Below are 19567 nucleotides of genomic sequence, written 5' to 3'. Positions count from 1 at the left end.
CGGCAAGACGACGCTGGCGCTGCATCTCGCGGGCCAATGGGCTCGGGAAGGCCGGCGCGTGACGGTCATCGATGCCGACCCGCAGGGCTCGGCGCTGGACTGGTCGGCGCAGCGCGCACGGGAGGGACTGCCCCGCCTGTTCGGCGTGATCGGCCTGGCGCGCGACACGCTGCATCACGAGGCGCCGGAACTGGCTCAGGGGGTGGATCACGTCGTCATCGACGGTCCGCCTCGGGTGGCGGCGCTGCTGCGCTCCGCCCTGCTGGCGGCCGATCTGGTGCTGATCCCGGTGCAGCCTTCGCCGTTCGACGGCTGGGCCTCGGCCGAAATGCTGCGGCTGCTGGCGGAAGCGCGGCTCTTCCGTCCCGGTCTGCTGGCCCGTTTCGTGCTCAACCGCTGCGCCGCGCGCACGGTCATCGCCCGCGAAACCCGGCTGGCGCTGGTGGGGCATGAGCCGGCGGCGCTGGCAGCGCGGATCGGCCAGCGGGTCGCGTTCGCCGACATGGCGCGCACCGGCCGCTTGGTCTGCGACTTGCGCCCGCAGGGGATTGCCGCCCGCGAAATCGCCGCACTGACAGCCGAGATTGGGGGGCTGGTGTCATGACCCTGCTGACCGGCGACAGCGCGCTCCTGATGCCCTGGCACGGCCCCTACGACATGATCCTGGTCGATCCCCCCTATGGCGATACGTCGCTCGCATGGGACCGGCGCATAGCGGATTGGCCCGGCAAGGCGCTCGCTGCCCTGAAACCCAGCGGCTCGCTCTGGGTTTTCGGCTCCCTGCGGAGTTTCCTTGCATCCAACGCGGCATTTCGGAATGCGGGCTGGAAATATGCCCAGGAACTGGTCTGGGAGAAGCAGAACGGTTCCAGCTTCCATGCCGATCGGTTCCGGCGCGTGCATGAACTGATCGTCCAGTTCTATCGCGACGATACGCCCTGGCGCGCCGTCTACAACGTGGTTCCGACCACGTCCGACGCACGGGCACGCACGGTACGACGGAAACACCGGCCGCCCCACATGGGTCGGATCGATGCCGGTCGTTACGTCAGCGAGGACGGTGGCCCGCGCCTGATGCGCTCCGTGATTCCGGTCCGTAATACGCATGGCCGGGCCATCCACCCGACCGAGAAGCCGGTGGCGTTGCTGGAGATCCTGATCCGCACGAGCTGCCCACCGGGTGGCCTGGTGGGCGACTGGTTCGCCGGCTCGGGGGCTGCTGGCGTCGCCTGTCGGCTCGCCGGTCGGCGCTATGTCGGCTGCGAGATCGATCCTGTCATGGCGCAGAAAGCGCGCGACCGTATCGCGTCCGTGCTGCCGCTCGGCGAGGGAATATCGCCATGACAGAGCGTCGCACGCTACCCGGCTTCGCGTCGCGCCCCGCCGACCCGGAACGCTGGGTCAAGGCGCCGGACAAGCCTGCGGCTGCCAACCACTTCACCGCCCGGCTGACCATCGACGTCACGCCGGCGCTGCGCGCCCGCATCAAGGTCGCGGCGTTCCAGCGCGGCATGACCGTCGCCGACATGCTGCGCGCGCTGCTCGCCCGTGAGTTCCCTGACAATCCCGGAGACGTGCCATGAACGGACGATTTTCTACGCCGCCGCATCGCCGCGCGGCGTCGCTGACCCATGTCGAACTGACCTGGATCGAGAAGCGTATCGAGCACTGGTTGCGCTTCGGCCACCGCGTTGACGAACAGATCCTTGATGGTCGCCGCCGCATTTCCAGTTTCGCGCCGGGCAGCATCTTCGCCTTCGTCCGCTGGGCGTCGAACGATCTGGGAGCCACGGTCTCCCGCGTGGACATCGTGCGGGCGGTGGAAGCAGGAAGTCCATTCCAGACTCTGCCATTTGTGCGTCCCGGTGGCGAAATCCTCCTGCGTGTCGATAGCTGGCCGAGGGTCGAGCGCGTGCTTCGGGCGATCGACGCTGTTGACGCGCTGGGCATCGACCCGGCGGATGCCGCGCCCGATTACTGGCGGCATCTCCACCATCGCATCACTGCCGGACATGAGCCCCGCAGCTACACGCGCGAGCAGCACGCAGCCTGGCTCAAGCGGCGGCAGGTGACGTCATGACCCGGCGTGGCTGGTTCTTCGCCACCTATTTCGCGGTGCTCGGTGTGGGCGTTTCGCTGGCCCTGCATCCTATGCCCCGGCTGATCTGGAACGAAACGGCGAGCGTGCCCGTCGGGCTTTATCGGCTGCACACGGACCCTGCGCCGCATGTCGGCGATCTGGCCGCTGTCCGTCTGCCCGAGCGCGAGGCGATGCTGCTGGCGACGCGCGGCTACCTCCCTCTCGGTGTGCCCCTGCTCAAACCTGTAGCGGCCATCGCAGGGCAGTTCGTGTGCCGTACCGGACAACGCATCACCATCGACGGAAAATTCGCTGGCGACGCGCGATCCGTCGATCATCGTGGTCGCCCGCTGCCCGTCTGGCGGGGTTGCCAACACCTCGATCCCGGCCAGGTCTTCGTCATGAATCCGGCCGAGCCACGCAGTCTCGATGGCCGATATTTTGGCGCGCTGCCCCTCTCCACCGTCATCGGCCGAGCCACTCCGGTCTGGCTTCCATCCGGGAGCGGCCAGGCCGTCGCCTTATCCTCCAATCCATCCGCGAAAGGACACTAAGATGGCACAGATCGGTCTTTTCACCCGCACCAAAACCGGCTTTGCCGGGCGTATTCGCACCCTTACCGTGACGCAGGATCTTATCCTCATTCCGGCCGATTTTTCCGACGCCGAACATGCACCGGATTATCGCATCCATCTCACCGATGCCGACGGTCCGGAGGTCGGCGCAGGCTGGAAACGCACCGGCGAGAGGGCCGGTGAATACGTCGCCGTAGCACTCGACGATCCCGCCTTCACGCAGCCCATCCGGGCCAATCTCTTCCGCACCGCCGACGACCGCGCGGTCTGGGTGCTGAACTGGACGCGCCCGTCAAAGCGCGCCGAAAGAGGAGATTGAGACGATGCGACCCGCGTTCTTCCTCGCTGTCGGCATCACCGCGATCGGCGTATTAGCTGCTGCCGACCAGACACGGGCGGCGTCGGTTTCGACACTCGCCGACACCGATTCTTTTGCTGCCCAAATCGCTGAGGCAGTCCGCCGTTTCGACGTTCCTACCACCTGGATACGGGCGGTGATGCGTGCTGAAAGCGGCGGTGATACCAGTGCGATTTCGTCGAAAGGCGCGCTCGGCCTCATGCAGATCATGCCCGCGACCTGGGCCGACCTGCGTGTCCGCTATGGGCTGGGAACTGATCCATTCGATGTGCATGACAACATTCTCGCGGGTGCCGCGTATCTGCGCGAGATGCACGATCGCTACGGATCACCGGGGTTTCTCGCAGCCTATAATGCCGGACCGGGACGCTACGAGGACTTCCGCGATCGGCAACGTCCGCTGCCGCCCGAAACCCTCGCCTATGTCGCCGGTCTTCTGCCTCTTCTCGGCCAGAACGGTGACGCAATACCGCTTCCGGCGGCGCGTCCCGATCCCCTGGCCTGGAGACGCGCGCCGATCTTTTTCGCACGCGCGAACGATGCGTCTGCCAACATCACCGCACGCGATCTGTTGCCTATTGCACCGCACTCCGCTGGCCTGTTCGTGACGGTTTCTGACAGGGAGTCGGCACCATGACCATGCCGAATCCGCCTCTCCTTACCGCCCATTCGCAGCCGGTCGCAGGTCAGCGCATAATCGTGGTCCGGCGTGGTCCAGCGTTTCTCATGACGGATCGTAGCAGGGATCAGGGACCGCACTGGGTCTGGGCAAAGGAGAGGCGAGATAAAAGGGCGCACATTGCGCCTCGGTTGGGGTGTTGGTTTTCCAGCGTTTTTTCCTTTCCTACACAATGTTTCTCCCTCTCCGCCAATGTTTGCCGACCCTACTTTTCCTTGTTGCACCTGTCTTTTTCGCACATTGGGGGCGCCAATGGCCCGCGAGAATGATTTCCAGCCCCGTCTGGGCCGCATCCGCTCGCCCCGCGCCCAGCGGCTCAAGCCCTTCGTCGCCCAGGCCCTCGCCTCGGCCCAGCGTGCCGGAGGCGGTGGCTTCCGATCGGGCCGCAGCGGCGGCGGTTCCCGCTCGTCCTTCGGGCGTGGCCGCGTCGCAGCAGCCAGGGCCAATCGTCTGCTGACCAGCCGTGTCCGCCGCGTGACCGTCAAGGCCCGTGTCGTGCGCCACAGCGGGCGCAAGGCGCCGCTCGCCGCCCATCTGCGTTACCTGCGCCGGGAAGGGGTGACGAAGGACGGCGAGAAGGCGCGGCTCTTCGGTCCTGGCATCGACGATGCCGACCCGAAGGCGTTCGCCGAGCGCTGCGAGGATGATCGCCACCATTTCCGTTTCATCATCTCACCCGAGGACGCGCCCGACATGGCCGACCTCAAGGGCTATGCCCGCGAACTGGTCGGGCAGATGGAAAAAGACCTCGGCACGAAGCTGGACTGGGTGGGGGTGGATCACTGGAACACCCAGCATCCCCATGTCCACATCCTCGTGCGGGGCGTAGCCGAGGATGGCAGCGACCTCGTGATCTCCCGCGATTATATCCGGGAGGGCCTGCGCGCCCGTGCCCAGGATCTGGTGACGCAGGAACTCGGGCTACGCAATGACGTCGAAATCCATCGTGCCCTCGAACGCCAGGTCGGCGCCGAGCACTGGACCCAGCTCGACCGGCAACTCGCCCGCGATGCGGGCCGCAACGGCATCATCGACATGGCGCCAGCGCCGGATCGGCAGCCTGATCCGTTCGAGGCCCTGAAGGTCGGGCGCCTGCGCCACCTGGAGGGGCTCGGTCTCGCCCATCAGGTCGGTCAGGGACAATGGATGCTGGATGAATCCGCCGAGGCGACGCTCCGCGAGTTCGGGGAGCGCGGCGACATCATCAAGCGTATCCACCGCTCGCTGACGGAGCGCGGGATCGAGCGGAGCACATCGAGCTACGTCCTGGCGGGTGAAAGCCTCGACGTTCCTGTCGTCGGCAGGCTGGTCGATCGGGGGCTGGACGACGAGCTGAAAGGCACGGCCTACGCCGTCATCGACGGCGTGGATGGCCGCACGCATCATATCCGTTTTCCCGATCTCGACGCGACCGGTGATGGCAGCATGGGGTCGGTCGTGGAGCTTCGCGCCTTCGATGACAGGAAGGGGCAGCGTCGCGTGGCGCTGGCCGTCCGTTCCGACCTGTCGATCGAGGATCAGGTGACGGCGCGCGGGGCTACCTGGCTCGACCGGCAGGCAGTGGCGCGCGACCCTGTTGCATTGGGGCAGGCGGGGTTCGGTGCCGAAGTGCATGAGGCGATGGAGCGGCGGACCGAGCAACTGATTGAGCAGGGTCTTGCCGAACGCCGGACGCAGGGGGTGATCCTGGCGCGCAACCTGATCGGGAAACTCAGGGACCGCGAGCTTCACGAAGTGGGAGAGCGGCTCGCCGCTGAGACGGGCCGGACGTTCAGTCAGTCGGCATCGGGCGAGTATGTCACCGGCACGTATCGGCAACGCATGGCCCTGGCCTCCGGCCGCTATGCGATGATCGATGACGGCCTCCAGTTCCAGCTCGTGCCATGGACGCCGTCGCTGGAGAAGCAGCGGGGCCAGCACGTCTCCGGCGTCGCACGCGACGATGGCGGGATCGACTGGAGCTTCACCCGGAACCGGGGGCTCGGGCTATAGTCGTCGTGGCGATAAGGACAGTTAAATTCCCCTGGATTGAAGATAGACCCGCCGAGGGAAAGGAAGTTGCCGACGCTCGGTTCGTCAGTGGATATAGAGAATGATGAACGACCGACACGGCCAATATGTCGGGAAAGCAGCCAATCGGAAATCGGCAATGACACTGCACAATCCGGCGACAGGAACGGCCCATCGGGCGAAAGGGAATTGACAATATTCTATATATCCACGAGTAAGGATATATGGATACCGAATCGACCCTGTTGGCCCTGAGCGCACTGTCGCAATCCACGCGGTTGGAGATATTCCGCCTGCTGGTGCGCCATGAACCGAACGGGCTGCCGGCCGGAGACGTCGCGCGGCATCTCGATGTCCCGCAGAACACGATCTCGGCCCACCTCGCCACTCTGACCCGTGCCGGCCTGCTGACCTCGCAGCGCCATAGCCGTGTGATTGTCTATCGTGCCTGCCTACCGCGCCTGCGGGAACTGATGCTGTTTCTCGTCAAGGACTGCTGCGGGCAAAGCCCTGAACTTTGTGAGCCACTGGTTGCAGAACTGTCGTCCTGCTGCCCATCCGAGTGAACCCCCCAATGACCGATCGCGTCTTCAATGTGTTGTTTCTGTGTACGGGTAATTCCGCACGTTCGATTTTGGCCGAGAGCATCCTTCGCAAGGATGGTGCTGGCCATTTCAGGGTCTTCTCCGCCGGTAGCCATCCCAAGGGGCAGGTCAATCCTCTCGCCTTGAAAGTGCTGGCGAGCTTCGACTACCCGACCGAGGGACTGCGTTCCAAGCCCTGGGATGAGTTTGCTGTTGCGAACGCTCCCGTTATGGATTTCGTTTTTACCGTCTGCGATGACGCTGCTGGAGAAGTCTGTCCGGTATGGCCGGGGAAACCCATCACGGCCCATTGGGGCATTCCCGATCCGAGTAATGTTTCGGGAACCGATGCCGACCGGGAGCGAGCGTTCGTCTCGGCGTTCAAGGGTCTGAAGAATCGTATTTCCCTGCTTGTCGCATTGCCGCTGGCCAAGCTTGAGACTGCCAGTTTGGTGACGAAATTGCGCGACATTGGCACCGAGCCAACTGGCGTCACAATCTATCATAACCCGAATTGCGGCACATCGCGCAATACGCTTGCCCTGATCCGAAATGCGGGGATCGAGCCAACCATCATCGAATATCTCAAAACACCGCCATCGCGCGCCGAACTGGTCAGTCTGATCACGCGCATGGGGATCTCGGTTCGCGATCTCCTGCGGCGCAAGGGCACGCCCTATGATGAGCTTGGCCTCGATAATCCGGCCCTGAGCGATGACGACCTAATCGACGCCATGATGGCGCATCCAATCCTGATCAACCGGCCCATCGTCGTCACCCCGCTGGGTGCGGCACTCTGCCGTCCGTCCGAGGCAGTTCTGGACATCCTGCCCAACCCGCAGCGAGGCGCTTTCGTCAAAGAAGACGGCGAGAAGATCGTCGATGAATCCGGCAAGCGGATCGTCTGATGCTGGCGCTTCTGATTTTCGTTGTCACGCTCGTTTTTGTCATCTGGCAGCCTCGGGGGCTGGGTATCGGCTGGAGCGCAATGGCAGGTGCCGCCGTGGCCCTGGCGGCTGGTGTGATCCACTGGCACGACATTCCTGTCGTGTGGCACATCGTCTGGGACGCGACCTTCACCTTCATCGCGCTGATCGTCATCTCGCTGTTGCTGGATGAGGCCGGATTCTTCCATTGGGCCGCCCTGCACGTCGTGCGCTGGGGCAAAGGGCGAGGCCGTACGCTGTTCCCGCTGATCGTGGTGCTGGGAGCGGCCATTGCGGCTGTGTTCGCCAATGACGGCGCGGCCCTGCTGCTGACGCCCATCGTCATCGCCATCCTCACGCAGCTTCGCCTCAGTCCTGCTGCGGCGCTGGCCTTTATTATCGCCACTGGCTTCGTCGCGGATACCACCAGCCTGCCGCTCGTCATCTCCAACCTGGTGAACATCGTCAGCGCCAATTTCTTTGGCATTGCGTTCGATCGCTATGCCGCGATCATGGTCCCTGTCGATCTGGTAGCACTTGGTGCAACGCTGGCCGTCTTGTGGCTGTGGTACCGGCGGCAGGTGCCTGCGACCTATCCCGTCGCCGAACTGCCCGCACCTGCCACGGCCATTCGTGACCCCCATGTGTTCCGGGCGGCATTTCCGCTACTGGCCCTCGTACTGGCGGCCTATTTCCTGACCGCGCCGTTTCATATCCCGGTCTGTGTCGTAGCCTGCCTGGCCGCCGGAACCCTGTTGCTCGTCGCCGGGTATGGCCGGGTGATCCCTGTTCGCAAGGTGCTGCGGGGTGCCCCGTGGCAGATCGTGATCTTCTCCCTGGGCATGTATCTGGTGGTCTACGGGCTGCGCAATGCCGGGCTGACTGACTACCTTGCGACCGCACTGGTCTGGCTCGGTCATCAAGGGACGTTCACGGCCACCATCGGCACCGGCTTTCTGGCGGCTGTTCTGTCGTCCATCATGAACAATATGCCGAGTGTGCTGGTCGGGGCGCTGGCGATCCAGCAGGCTCACGACATCACGCCGCTGACACGCGACCTGATGATCTATGCCAACGTCATCGGCTGCGACCTCGGGCCAAAATTCACGCCGATTGGTAGTCTCGCAACACTGCTGTGGCTGCATGTGCTGGCATCCAAGAACCATCGGGTCACATGGGGGCAGTATATGAAAGTTGGACTGGCGATTACGCCGCCCGTCCTGCTGGCAACACTCGCGGCGCTGGCCCTGTGGCTGCCCCTGATCAGCCACCCGTAATACAAGAAAGGACCGATATATATGACCGCTCCTGACCTGCCAGCCCTGCACCCCGAATATCTTGAACGGGTCGATCTCGCGCGGCTCGAACCGCAACCGCGTGTGGACCATCCGCCGCGTATCCTGCTGCTCTACGGCTCTTTGCGTCCCCGATCCTTCAGTCGGTTGCTGGTGCTTGAGGCGGAACGCATCCTGAAGGTGCTGGGGGCCGAGACACGGGTGTTCGACCCGACCGGCCTGCCGATAGCGGATTCCGTGCCTGCCACGCATCCGAAAGTGCAGGAACTGCGGGAACTGTCGATCTGGTCGGAAGGCCAGGTCTGGTGCAGCCCCGAACGGCACGGCAACATAACCGCTGTGTTCAAAAACCAGATCGACTGGTTGCCATTGTCCGAAGGCTCGATCCGTCCGACGCAGGGCCGCACGCTGGCGGTCATGCAGGTCTCAGGCGGATCGCAAAGCTTCAATTCCGTCAATGCCCTGCGGGTTCTGGGCCGATGGATGCGGATGTTCACCATCCCCAACCAGTCCAGCGTGCCAATGGCCTATACGCAGTTCGGTGACGATGACCGCATGAAGCCGTCCCCCCTCTATGACCGGATGGTAGATGTCATGGAGGAACTGATGAAGTTCACATGGCTGCTGCGCGACCGGGCCGACTACCTCGTGGACCGCTATAGCGAACGGAAGACGGAATTCCGTCTCCCGGAAAGCCTGTGAGCCGGGCAATGGGCGAGCAGTTCGATGTCGTGATCGTGGGGGGCGGTCAGGCGGCCCTCGCCGCGTCGTATTTTCTACGACGGACCGGACTGCGTTACGTCATTCTCGATAACGGGACCCAGGCAGGTGGTGCATGGGTGCATGGCTGGGACTCCCTGCATCTGTTCTCGCCCGCGTCCTACAGTTCTCTCCCCGGCTGGCCGATGCCCGACACGCCGGATGGCAGCTACCCCACCCGCGACGAGGTGCTTGACTATCTGCACCGCTACGAAGCGCGCTATGCGCCGCCGATCCACCGCCCCGTAATGGTCGGACGTGTGGAACGCACTGACCAGAAATTCCTGAATGTCAGCACCAGCGTGGGTGATTTCCTAAGCCGCGCGGTCATCGGCGCCACTGGCACATGGTCTGCGCCCTTCATCCCCGATTATCCGGGCCAAGGGTTGTTTGCGGGAGCGCAAATCCACTCCTCCCATTACCACAACGCGGTACCCTTTGCCGGTCGCCGTGTGCTCGTGCTGGGCGGGGGCAACTCCGGTGCGCAGATTATGGCGGAACTGTCGCTTGTCGCCCAGGCAACATGGGTCACGCTGCATGATCCCGTCTTCCTGCCCGATGACGTGGACGGACGAGTCCTGTTCGAGCGGGCGACCGCTCGCGTTCTCGGCGGCCCGTCGGCCATGCCCACTGGCGGCTTTGGCGATATCGTCATGGTACCACCCGTGCGCGCCGCCAGGGAGCGAGGCGCGCTCCACGCGGTGCGCCCGTTTGTGCGGATGACGGCTACGGGCGTCGTCTGGCCCGATGGCCAGGAAGAGGCCATTGACGCGATCATCTGGTGTACCGGCTTCCGACCCGCGCTTGGTGCATTTGCGCCGCTCGACGTGATCGAGCCGGACGGGCTGATCCGCGTTGACGGCCAGCAGGCCATCAGGGAGCCACGTCTCTGGCTGCTGGGTTATGGCTCCTGGTGCGGCCCCGCATGCGCCACCCTGCTGGGGGCGGGCCGTGTCGCGAGATCCATGGTCCGGCAACTGGCGGCCTGGCTTGCGTCGCCAACACAGGATGTCCGTTTGTAGAAAACTTGAAGGTCTTCATTCTATGATCAGGATGAGGGCGGAAGACGGCATGGAGATAATGCCCTATTATATGCCGACACGTCTGCCATGTTTACCCACGCGACAGCCGCCATCCCTTCACGAGAGCATAGAGCGCCGGAATAACCAGCAGGGTCAGCACGGTCGACGAGACCATGCCGCCCACCATGGGGGCCGCGATCCGGCGCATGACCTCGGACCCGGTGCCGGCGCTCCACAGGATGGGCACAAGGCCCGCCATGATCGCCGTGACCGTCATCATTTTCGGCCGCACGCGCTCCACCGCGCCGTGCATGATCGCAGCCCTCAAGTCCGCGCGCGTCAGTGCGCGCCCTTCGGCCTGGGCCCTGCCGCTGACGTCTGCCAAGGCATTGTCGAGATAGATCAGCATGATCACGCCCGTCTCGGACGCGACACCCGCGAGGGCGATGAACCCCACCACGACAGCGACACTGACATTGTAGCCCAACCACCAGGTCAGCCAGATCCCACCGACCAGCGCAAACGGCACCGACAGCAGCACGATCAGCGTCTCCGTGATCCGTCCGAAATTGAGATAGAGCAGCACGAAGATCAGAACCAGCGTTGCCGGCACGACCAGCTTCAGCCGCGCCATGGCGTGCTGCATATATTCAAACTGGCCGCTCCACGCGACGCGGTATCCCTGCGGGAGCGTAACCCGCTCGCGCACGGCGCGGGCCGCGTCGTTGACGTAGCCGCCGATATCGCGTCCGTTCAGGTCCACATAGACATAGGCGACAAGCTGGGCATCCTCGGTGCGGATCGAGGGCGGTCCCCCGGTGAGACGGATCACCGCCACCTGCCCCAGCGGGATCATCGCCCCGCCCGGCGTCGGCAGCAGCACCTGTTCGGCGATCGCCTGCGGGTCATCGCGCAGGTCACGCGGGTAGCGGACGCTCACGCCGTAACGCTCGCGCCCTTCCACGGTCGTCGTGACCGTCTGGCCGCCGAGCGCCGTGGCCACCACCTGCATCACATCGTCGACCGACAGGCCATAGCGCGCGATCGCGTTCCGGTCGGGTATAATCTCCAGATAGTGGCCACCCTCCAGGCGCTCGGCAAACGCACTGGTGGTTCCGGGAATGGTGCGCACGACCTGCTCGACCTGTTCCGCAATTCTGGCGAGCTGTCCCAGATCCGGCCCGAACACCTTCACCCCCACCGGGGTACGAATCCCCGTGGCGAGCATGTCGATGCGGGCGCGGATCGGCTGCGTCCACGCGTTGCTCACCCCCGGCAGGTCAAGCGCCCGGTTCATGTCGGCCTTCAGTTGGTCCGGGGTCATGCCGGCCGGCCATTCGCTTTGCGGCTTGAGAGTGATCACCGTCTCGAACATTTCCGTGGGCGCCGGATCGGTGGCCGTCGCCGCGCGCCCGGCCTTGCCGAACACCGACTGGACCTCGGGAAAGCTCTTGATGATGCGGTCCTGACCCTGCAGCAGCTCGACCGCCTTGGTGACCGAGAGACCTGGCGGCGTGACCGGCATGTAGAGCCATGTCCCCTCGTTCAGATCGGGCATGAACTCGCTGCCCAGATGGGCCGCCGGATAGATCGTACCGGCGCCAATCCCGATCGCAAGGAGGACGAGCAGGACCGGTCCCCGCAGCACGACGCGGATTACGGGACGATAGAGCGCGATCAGCACGCGATTGATCGGATTACGCGCTTCGGGAAGGATGCGGCCGCGCACGAAGGCCAGCATCAGGACCGGCACCAGCGTCACCGCGAGCAGCGCGCCGCCCGCCATGGAAAAGGTCTTTGTGTATGCGAGCGGCTTGAACAATCGTCCTTCCTGCCCCTCCAGGGCGAACACCGGCAGGAAGGACACGGTGATGATCAGCAGGCTGAAGAACAGCGACGGCCCGACCTCGTTCGCCGCCGCCAGCAGCGCCGGGCCACGCGCTTCACCGGGCGCCAGCCGCTCCACGTGCTTGTGCGCATTTTCGATCATCACGATCGCCGCATCCACCATCGCCCCGAGCGCGATGGCGATGCCGCCCAGACTCATGATGTTCGACCCGACACCGATCATGTGCATGGCCAGGAAAGCGAACAGGACGCCGACAGGCAGGGTCACGATCGCGACCAGCGCACTGCGGACGTGCAGCAGGAAGACGACGCAGACGAAGGAGACGATGAGACTCTCCTCGATCAGCGTGTGCCGGAGCGTGGCGATGGCACGCAGGATCAGGGCCGAGCGATCATAGACCGGCACAATGGAAACGCCCGGCGGCAGGCTAGGCAGCAGCTCGGCGATCCGCTGCCTGACGCTCCGGATCGTCGTCAAGGCATCCGCTCCGTCGCGCTTGACGACGATGCCGCCGACCGCCTCTCCCACACCGTCCAGTTCCGCGATGCCGCGCCGCTCGTCGGGGCCGAGTTCGACGCGCGCGACGTCTCCCACCGTGACTGGCGTTCCGACGGCGTCGACCTTCAGCACGATCCGCTCCAGATCGCGGACATCGCGCACATAGCCCCGACCGCGCACCATATATTCCGTTTCGGTCAGCTCGATGGTGCGACCGCCGACATCCTGATTGCCCTGCCGCACCGCATCGCCCACGCGCGACAGCGGGATACCGTAGGCCTGGAGCTTCCGGGGATCGACGACGATCTGATATTGCCGTTCGAACCCGCCAATGGCGGCCACCTCGGCGACGCCGGACGCCTTGGTCAATTGAAAGCGGATCACCCAATCCTGCAGGCTGCGCAATTCCGCCAGCGTGCGCTGTTTACCCTGGACGACATATTCGTAGACCCAGCCGACACCGGTTGCATCCGGCCCCAGCGACGGCGTGACACCCGCGGGCAGGCGCTTCTGCGCGAAATTGAGATATTCCAGCACGCGCGAACGCGCCCAGTAGAGATCGGTACCGTCGTCGAAGACGACGTAGACGAACGACGTGCCGAACGTCGAAAAACCGCGCACCACTTTCGAATGCGGCACCGCCAGCAACGCCGTGGTCAAGGGATAGGTGACCTGATCCTCGACGACCTGCGGCGCCTGGCCGGGATAGTCGGTATAGACGATCACCTGCGTGTCCGAGAGATCGGGAATGGCATCGAGCGGCGTGTTCATCACCGCCCAGACACCAGCCCCCACGAGGAACAACGTTCCCAGTATCACCAGCAGCGGGTTACGCGCCGACACCGCAATGATTCTGGCAATCATCGACCGGCACTCCCTGCCCGGGCAGGCTTGCTGTCCGGCACGGTAAAGGCCTGTAGGGCGGCGCGCAGATTACTTTCGGAATCGATCAGAAAGTTGGCGCCGACCACCACGCTTTCCCCCGCCTTCAGGCCATCCAGGATCTGAGCCTCGTCATTGCCACGCGCGCCGACGCGCACCGAACGGGGTGCAAAACGGCCCTCCCCCGTTTCGACCAGCACAACCTGACGGGTGCCGCTGTCGATAACCGACGAGGACGGCACGACCAGCACCGGCCCCGCCATGGACGCAGGGACATCGATCGCGATATCGGCATACATGCCTGCCCGCAGCACACTATCCGCATTCGGCAACACGATCCGGATACGTCCGGTTCGCGTCTCGGTGGAGACGCTCGGATAGAGGAAATCGACGGTTCCGTCGAAGCGACGACCGGGAAAGGCGACAAGGCTGGCGTGCGCCTGCTGACCGACCCGCACCGCGCCCAGATCCTGCTCCTGCACTTCGGCAATCAGCCAGATCGGTGCGGTCGCCGCCGTCCGGTACAGCGGTTGATCCGGCCCGACGCGCGCGCCCTCCACCGCCATCTTTTCGGTCACGACCCCGTCCGCCGGCGCAACGACCGGGATGTGCCGCACGGCATGCCGGGTGCGTCGCAGCCGCGCGATTTCGGTCTCAGGCGCCCCAAGAGAGCGCAGGCGCTCCAGCGCGGCCGTTGCCATAGCCGGGTCCAAACTGGTGGCAATCAGATATTCCTGCTCGGATGCAACCAGATCCGGCGCGTAGATTTCGGCCATGACCTGGCCACGCCAGACAGGATCGCCTGTGGCAGCGATATCGAGATGCTCGACCCAGCCGCCGACCCTGCTTGTCACCAAGGCGATGCGCCGTTCATCGAACTGGGCAATGCCGGTGGCATGCACGCTGCGGTTCAGCACCGGCTGCACTGCGGCAACGGAAGTCCGCACGCCGAGGATCTGCAAACGACCGGGCGGCACAAAAACCGTTCCCGCATCCCGGATCTCGTTCTCATAGACAGGGAGGTACGCCATCCCCATGGCATCTTTCTTCGGCACCGGCGAAGTGTCGGGCAGCCCCATGGGATTGCGATAAAATAGCACCCGGCCACGATCCGCCGACCGGGCCGAGGGACCGGAGGATCGCGAGGACGCGGCACCAGACCCCTGTGACCCGTCAGCATAGACCGGAACATAATCCCGACCCTCCGACGTCTTCTTCGGATTGGCGGAATAGGCGGGCTTGCCGTCCGGATCCTGGTAATAGAGTGGCGTTCGGTCAGTCGCCGTCGCCGGTCCTGGCGTAGCGGTCGAAAGCGGGAGCAACGCCAGGACCAGGGACAGAAGACGCACCTTCACAGATCACCCCCGATCAGGCGCTCGATGGTGGCCAGTTCCGTCTGTTCGTCGGTCTCGGTCCGGAGAAGCTCCAGCTCGGTGTCGTGCATCTGATGTTCCGCCGCGATCGCTGCCGCGAGATCGCCATGCCCCTGGCTGTAGCTGGCCAGCGTCGTCCGCGAGAGCGCGTCCGCCTGCGGCATACGCTGGCGACGGAGGAGGCTCTCCACATCGCGCGCCGCCTTGAGGCGGGCCAAGGCTTCGGCCAAGGCTGCCTGGATGGTCGCCATCGTTCCGTCGCGACGGCGCTCGGCGGCATCAAGGCGCGCGGTCTGCGCGTCTTCGTCGGCGCGCTTGGCACCGAACTGCACGGGGATGCTCAGCGAGACCATGGCGCTGAACCCCGTCGGGGCATTGGTCTGCACGACCGGGCCGCCGCCGACCGTCACATCGGGATACCAGGCCCGCTCGGCCAGCCGTCTCCGGCTTTCCGCCTCGTCGATTGCCGCGCTGTTCGCATGGACGGCGCCATTCCCGCTGCGCGCCCGGTCGAGCAAGCTCTCCACGCGCGGCAGAACCGCTGGGATCGGACGTAGCCGCATGGGCTCGGCCAATGGGGCGCCCGGGGGGCGGGCCAGCAGCGCATTCAGTTGGGCGGCGGCGGACTCTCGCTCGGCCTCCAGCCGGCTCGCCTCGATGACGGTGTTCGTCTCCTCCTCCTGGGCCTGGATCACGCCCGATTGGGCACCGTCGCCCTGGCCGTAGCGCACCATGGTCGCCTGCCGCATCTTGCGGGCGAGCGTCTGGATCTGCCGGTTGACCACCAGCGCGCGGGTAAAAGCGTAATAGCGCGCGAAGGCAATTTTGATCTGCGCGTCGAGTTCGTCCTGGGCGGCCCGCTCCCGGCCGCGCGCCGCGTCCACCTCGGACAGCGCCGCACGATGACGCAGATCCCGCTTTCCCCAGAGCGGGAAAGTTTGCGAGATCGTGATGAAGTTCATGCTGAACAGGCCGCCGGAGTGATAATTCTGGTAATTCTCCGTCAGCACCGGATCGTCCAGCGCACCGGCCGCTTCCGCCTGGGCCGCAGCGGCGGTCGTATCGAGTCCGGCGGCCCGCACCGCGGGGTTCAGGCGCTCGCCGAGCGCGAGCAGGCTCTCTACGGTGGCACCCGGCGGCCCTTCAGCCGCACGAGCAGCCCCGGATGAAACGATAAGAGCAGCCGCAGCCAGGAGCAGGCGCCCCGCCGCGTCACGGTTCCGCCGGGTTGCCATGCTATTTCTCCAGCGTGACAACAACGGAACCGCGCACCGTCTCGGTTTCACCCTGCACCTTGGCCGCGAGCGTGATCGCCCACGGGCCGGGAGCACCGGCATCGAGGTCGATACGATAGAGCCCATCGCCTGACGCCGGCTCGATGGTCGTGGGCGAGGTCATCGTCGCCATGCCCATGGGGCTCATGTCGGCCTTGCTCTCGAAGATGACGGCGTCCATGACCGGCTTGCCGTCGGGCACATGCACAAGCCGCACGATCATGACAGCCTTGTCACCGCTCAGATGTGCCTGCTTGCCGGCAGCCTCGAAACGATAATCCGTCGCTGCCGCGAATGTCGGTGACACAAAGGCACCGGTCACGACGACGCAGGAGGCGAGCGCCAACGCACCCGCGATCAGATATGTACGCATGATAATGGAATCCTTCCCGCCCCGGAAATCCGGGGATAGAGCGCTGATCGACGTCCGGTTGCGGTCAGGACGCGCGAATACGCGCGCTCCTGAACGCAGGACGTGCGGAAACCAACGCCGTCACGGCGCCGGTGGGATCAGGCGGTTCTGGGAGGGAAGGAAAGCGGCTCGGGCGAGCGGCCGACAGGAACACGTTCGGCAAGGCTATAGGCGATCATGCTGTAGCGGACCGGGCTTCCGATCGCCGCGGCCTGCGTTGGGCGATCAGGCACGCCGAGGCACTGCATGGTTTTCAGGCACTCCGGCGTCATGCCCTTGAACGGTGCGGTCGTTCCGGCGGGATGCATCGAGACCGACCCATCACAGCATGGCATGGCCGCATCCAGGCTCGTGGCCTGCTCGGCATTCTGCGGCGGCATAGCCTGCACGGTGGCCGCGCCCATAAAGGCAAGACCAACGATAACGAATACCAGACGTCGGAGAAAGCACCACCGCATACCGGCCATCATCTCGCAAACAGGCAAAGGGGGCAATCTCTTATGCACGGAGCGGAAGTCATGCCGCGCTCTTGGGCCGGTCGTTTGGGCTGGGACATCCCTCGCCACGCGAGGCCGGGCAACTCACTTGAATGTCCGATCTGCGGAAGGGACTCGGCCGATCCGCGTCCTCCATCCCTCCGCGCACCACAGATACTTGACCAGTGCCGCGATCGCGAGCACGAGCACGATCAGCGTGAGCAGGCCGAACAGGCCCATGCCCCATCCCATGCCCTGCATGCAGTTTGTCATCATGACGGCCTCCCATGAGGCAATGATGCGGCCCGCCATGGCGATCCGCACGAACCATGACGACGTTGGCATTGTCCCGACTGTTTTCAATGCCAAGAAGGGCATTCCCGGATGCGTTCCCCGCACGTCGCGAAGAACGACGTCATCGCCCGCACGCATCTGGCGGAGATCGACGGCAAGATGCGTGACTTGCAGGCCCTGCGTCGGGAACTGGTCGCGATGATCGGGCAATGCCACCATGGCACCGTCGCCGACTGCCGTATCATTGAGGCGTTGGCACCGCGTCAGTGAGCGTGGCCGTGCCGATGATGCAGGTCGGGATAATGCGGATGCCGATGGACCATCGGCATGTGCCGGTGCCGATGCGTGTGCGGTTCGCCCGTCGGATCGCCAGGCCCGTGCGCATGCTGATGGTGTTCGTCATGGCGATGCCGGTGCTCATGTTCCATGGCCTCGTGCGCATGCTCGTGATCGTGGCGCTCCGACAGGTGGAGCCACAACCCGAAACCCATCAGGCCGCCGGCGATCAGCAACCTCAGCGACAAGGGATCGTGGAGCACCACAACCGCCAGCAGCGCGCCGACGAACGGCGCAAGCGAGAAATAGGCCCCCGTGCGCGCGGCACCGAGATGGCGCAGGGCCAGCACGAACAGGACAAGGCTCACCCCGTAACCCATGAACCCCACGGCTCCAGCGGCGCCGAGTCCCCCGACAGTCGGCAGGACACCGCCCCTCCCGAACGCCAGCAGAAGATTGACCGTCCCTGCGACCAGCCCCTTGAGCATTGCGATCTGCATCGGATCGGCCGCAGAAAGTTTGCCGGTCAAGTTGTTGTCGATCCCCCAGCACAGGCAGGCCGCTGCGATGAACAGGGCGCCCTGGTCAAGCATCGCATGCCCCTGCCATGATAATAACGCGGCGCCCGAGAGAATGGCGAAGGCGCCCAGCAGAAGCCGCCGGTCCACGTTCTCGCGGAATACGATCCAGGCAATCCCCATCGTCGCCAGCCCTTCGAGATTGAGCAACAGCGACGCGCTGGCCGCGTCGGTGCGCGCCAGCCCCAGCATCAACAGCAATGGGCCGGCAATCCCACCCGCCAGGATCACCAACGCCAACCAGGGCAAGTCCCCACGCCGCAACGGCGCTTCCGCAACGGGGCGTCCACGCATCCAGCGCAACAGATGCACCGCCGCCAGACCGATCCCGGAACCGAGATAGAGCAGCCCGGCCATCATCCACGGATCGACGGAGCCAAGGAGAAGCTTGGCGAACGGTGTGCTGGCTCCAAACAGGATCGCGGACAATAATGCGAAAAGGATGCCAATGCGGTTCATGGCCCGATCCTACCGCACGGTGGCTCAATCGAGAATGGGCCCCGCTGCAAGCGATGAGCAGACTACCGCCCGCGCTCTACGCTTCGATTTTGATGATAACGTGCCGGTTTTCCAAATGGATACACGATGCATGGACCGCACCGTCAAACGGCGATCGTCACATTACTGGCCAGGACGACACCATTACTTCATCGCCGCTGCCGCCCCAGGTCTATGTCGAACCGTCTCCGCAGCATGCCAGTCGCCCATGTTCCTGAACCGGCGGGCAAGGAACGTCGCCATAGGAGCAGAAGACGCAGCAATCCCCCGGCTTCGGTTTCAAGACGACGCCACAATGCGGGCAATCGTAAAAGAACTGGCAGGCATCGGTCGGCATGGTTTCCAGTGATTGCTGGCCACATGCGGGACAGGTCAGAAGCGAGGCAGGCCGAATCATCTTACAGACAGGCTCCTGAGCAGGACGGGTTCCAGGCGTGGCCACACCAATGCCGCCAGCACGATGAGCGCGGTGGCAAAGGATAGCATCTGGATAACCCCGATGCGTCGCCGGATAGACCCACTTTCCACACCCGCACAACAGACCCTGGCCTGCCGCCGATTGAGCGCCCAGGCGCTGACCAGCGCCGCGACCGCCAGCGCAATCAATGGCACGCGCCATGGCGCAAGTCTCGACAGAACACTGAAAACCCCCGCACCGGCGCCCAGAGAAGCGAAGGCGAGCGGAATGAGGCAGCAGGACGACGCGATCAGCGCACCCACACCGGCGGCCATACCGCCCGCGACACACAGGACTCCACCTCTTTCCATGCCCATGCGGCTACGTGATGTTCGTTGAGGCAGGTCCGCCGTCTCATCCATGATCGTCACTTTCCCATTGCGTCGCGCTTCATGCTACACCCCGTAGTGGC

General features: G+C 64.6%; 23 protein-coding genes and 1 pseudogene. 15 read left to right on the top strand and 9 right to left on the bottom strand.

Annotation, left to right across the window (positions count from 1 at the left end):
• The 14 genes and pseudogenes from parA to GOB81_RS14970 form a co-directional block, all read left to right on the top strand.
• The coding region (parA, locus tag GOB81_RS15030; RefSeq protein ID WP_173571173.1) for a ParA family partition ATPase at positions 1-604 on the top strand (604 nt) is incomplete at its 5' end.
• The gene (locus tag GOB81_RS15025; RefSeq protein ID WP_018308124.1) at positions 601-1344 is read left to right on the top strand and encodes a DNA-methyltransferase; all 744 of its coding nucleotides are present in this window, start codon (positions 601-603) and stop codon (positions 1342-1344) included. The genes parA and GOB81_RS15025, both read left to right, overlap by 4 nt.
• Positions 1341-1583, top strand: coding sequence for a ribbon-helix-helix protein (locus GOB81_RS15020; RefSeq protein WP_018308123.1), 243 nt, complete (start codon positions 1341-1343; stop codon positions 1581-1583). The genes GOB81_RS15025 and GOB81_RS15020 overlap by 4 nt, the downstream gene beginning before the upstream one ends.
• Positions 1580-2080 (top strand): DUF2840 domain-containing protein, encoded by a 501-nt coding sequence (locus GOB81_RS15015; RefSeq protein ID WP_023979783.1) that lies wholly within the window; start codon positions 1580-1582, stop codon positions 2078-2080. Before GOB81_RS15020 ends, GOB81_RS15015 begins: the two co-directional genes overlap by 4 nt.
• The gene (locus GOB81_RS15010) at positions 2077-2634 is read left to right on the top strand and encodes a S26 family signal peptidase (protein WP_023979784.1); all 558 of its coding nucleotides are present in this window, start codon (positions 2077-2079) and stop codon (positions 2632-2634) included. The genes GOB81_RS15015 and GOB81_RS15010 overlap by 4 nt, the downstream gene beginning before the upstream one ends.
• Position 2635: 1 nt before the next feature.
• Entirely contained in the window at positions 2636-2974 is a 339-nt protein-coding gene (locus GOB81_RS15005) for a DUF736 domain-containing protein (RefSeq protein ID WP_023979785.1), read from the top strand.
• Positions 2975-2978: 4 nt separating this feature from the next.
• The gene (locus GOB81_RS15000) at positions 2979-3650 is read left to right on the top strand and encodes a lytic transglycosylase domain-containing protein (RefSeq protein ID WP_173571172.1); all 672 of its coding nucleotides are present in this window, start codon (positions 2979-2981) and stop codon (positions 3648-3650) included.
• Between the two features lie 294 nt (positions 3651-3944).
• Positions 3945-5684 (top strand): relaxase/mobilization nuclease domain-containing protein, encoded by a 1740-nt coding sequence (locus GOB81_RS14995; protein ID WP_029604265.1) that lies wholly within the window; start codon positions 3945-3947, stop codon positions 5682-5684.
• A gap of 242 nt (positions 5685-5926) precedes the next feature.
• Positions 5927-6268: an ArsR/SmtB family transcription factor gene (locus tag GOB81_RS14990; protein ID WP_018308121.1), complete on the top strand. Its 342-nt coding sequence runs from the start codon at positions 5927-5929 to the stop codon at positions 6266-6268.
• A gap of 8 nt (positions 6269-6276) precedes the next feature.
• Positions 6277-6567, top strand: a pseudogene (locus GOB81_RS18095) (arsenate reductase ArsC); the annotation flags it as partial.
• Between the two features lie 189 nt (positions 6568-6756).
• The gene (gene arsC / locus GOB81_RS17785; RefSeq protein ID WP_029604264.1) at positions 6757-7194 is read left to right on the top strand and encodes an arsenate reductase (glutaredoxin); all 438 of its coding nucleotides are present in this window, start codon (positions 6757-6759) and stop codon (positions 7192-7194) included.
• Entirely contained in the window at positions 7194-8489 is a 1296-nt protein-coding gene (locus tag GOB81_RS14980; protein WP_018308119.1) for an arsenic transporter, read from the top strand. Before arsC ends, GOB81_RS14980 begins: the two co-directional genes overlap by 1 nt.
• 21 nt (positions 8490-8510) lie before the next feature.
• A complete protein-coding gene (gene arsH / locus GOB81_RS14975) occupies positions 8511-9209 on the top strand; it encodes an arsenical resistance protein ArsH (RefSeq protein WP_018308118.1) in 699 nt (232 codons plus the stop codon).
• Positions 9210-9217: 8 nt separating this feature from the next.
• Positions 9218-10288, top strand: coding sequence for an ArsO family NAD(P)H-dependent flavin-containing monooxygenase (locus tag GOB81_RS14970; RefSeq protein ID WP_018308117.1), 1071 nt, complete (start codon positions 9218-9220; stop codon positions 10286-10288).
• A gap of 91 nt (positions 10289-10379) precedes the next feature.
• On the opposite strand, the gene GOB81_RS14965 is transcribed toward GOB81_RS14970, so the two are convergent.
• From GOB81_RS14965 to GOB81_RS14940, 6 genes are all read right to left on the bottom strand, one after another.
• On the bottom strand, positions 10380-13499 hold the full coding sequence (locus tag GOB81_RS14965) for an efflux RND transporter permease subunit (RefSeq protein ID WP_018308116.1): 3120 nt from the start codon (positions 13497-13499) through the stop codon (positions 10380-10382).
• Positions 13496-14866: an efflux RND transporter periplasmic adaptor subunit gene (locus GOB81_RS14960; protein WP_231367964.1), complete on the bottom strand. Its 1371-nt coding sequence runs from the start codon at positions 14864-14866 to the stop codon at positions 13496-13498. The genes GOB81_RS14965 and GOB81_RS14960 overlap by 4 nt, the downstream gene beginning before the upstream one ends.
• 2 nt (positions 14867-14868) lie before the next feature.
• Positions 14869-16125, bottom strand: a complete 1257-nt coding sequence (locus GOB81_RS14955; RefSeq protein ID WP_010667678.1) for a TolC family protein — start codon at positions 16123-16125, stop codon at positions 14869-14871.
• Between the two features lies 1 nt (position 16126).
• Positions 16127-16537 (bottom strand): FixH family protein, encoded by a 411-nt coding sequence (locus GOB81_RS14950; protein ID WP_010667677.1) that lies wholly within the window; start codon positions 16535-16537, stop codon positions 16127-16129.
• Between the two features lie 137 nt (positions 16538-16674).
• On the bottom strand, positions 16675-17034 hold the full coding sequence (locus GOB81_RS14945; RefSeq protein ID WP_010667676.1) for a hypothetical protein: 360 nt from the start codon (positions 17032-17034) through the stop codon (positions 16675-16677).
• A gap of 123 nt (positions 17035-17157) precedes the next feature.
• Positions 17158-17421 carry an SHOCT domain-containing protein gene (locus GOB81_RS14940; RefSeq protein ID WP_231367963.1) on the bottom strand — a complete coding sequence of 88 codons (264 nt, stop codon included), beginning with the start codon at positions 17419-17421 and terminating at the stop codon, positions 17158-17160.
• Positions 17422-17436: 15 nt separating this feature from the next.
• Here GOB81_RS14940 and GOB81_RS14935 point away from each other — a divergent pair, with 15 nt between their 5' ends.
• Positions 17437-17616: a MerR family DNA-binding protein gene (locus GOB81_RS14935; RefSeq protein ID WP_010667674.1), complete on the top strand. Its 180-nt coding sequence runs from the start codon at positions 17437-17439 to the stop codon at positions 17614-17616.
• On the opposite strand, the gene GOB81_RS14930 is transcribed toward GOB81_RS14935, so the two are convergent.
• The 3 genes from GOB81_RS14930 to GOB81_RS14925 form a co-directional block, all read right to left on the bottom strand.
• A complete protein-coding gene (locus GOB81_RS14930) occupies positions 17610-18659 on the bottom strand; it encodes a DMT family transporter (RefSeq protein ID WP_010667673.1) in 1050 nt (349 codons plus the stop codon). The two genes, GOB81_RS14935 and GOB81_RS14930, sit on opposite strands and share 7 nt — an antisense overlap.
• A 211-nt stretch (positions 18660-18870) precedes the next feature.
• Positions 18871-19095 carry a GDCCVxC domain-containing (seleno)protein gene (locus GOB81_RS17915; protein ID WP_035979039.1) on the bottom strand — a complete coding sequence of 75 codons (225 nt, stop codon included), beginning with the start codon at positions 19093-19095 and terminating at the stop codon, positions 18871-18873.
• Positions 19092-19517, bottom strand: a complete 426-nt coding sequence (locus GOB81_RS14925) for a hypothetical protein (RefSeq protein WP_231367962.1) — start codon at positions 19515-19517, stop codon at positions 19092-19094. The genes GOB81_RS17915 and GOB81_RS14925 overlap by 4 nt, the downstream gene beginning before the upstream one ends.
• Positions 19518-19567 lie beyond the last annotated feature (50 nt).

It is taken from the genome of Acetobacter conturbans (assembly GCF_011516755.1).
GTDB lineage: Bacteria > Pseudomonadota > Alphaproteobacteria > Acetobacterales > Acetobacteraceae > Acetobacter > Acetobacter conturbans.
Note: the sequence above shows the minus strand (reverse complement) of the source record. Positions and strands in the feature narration are given on the sequence as shown.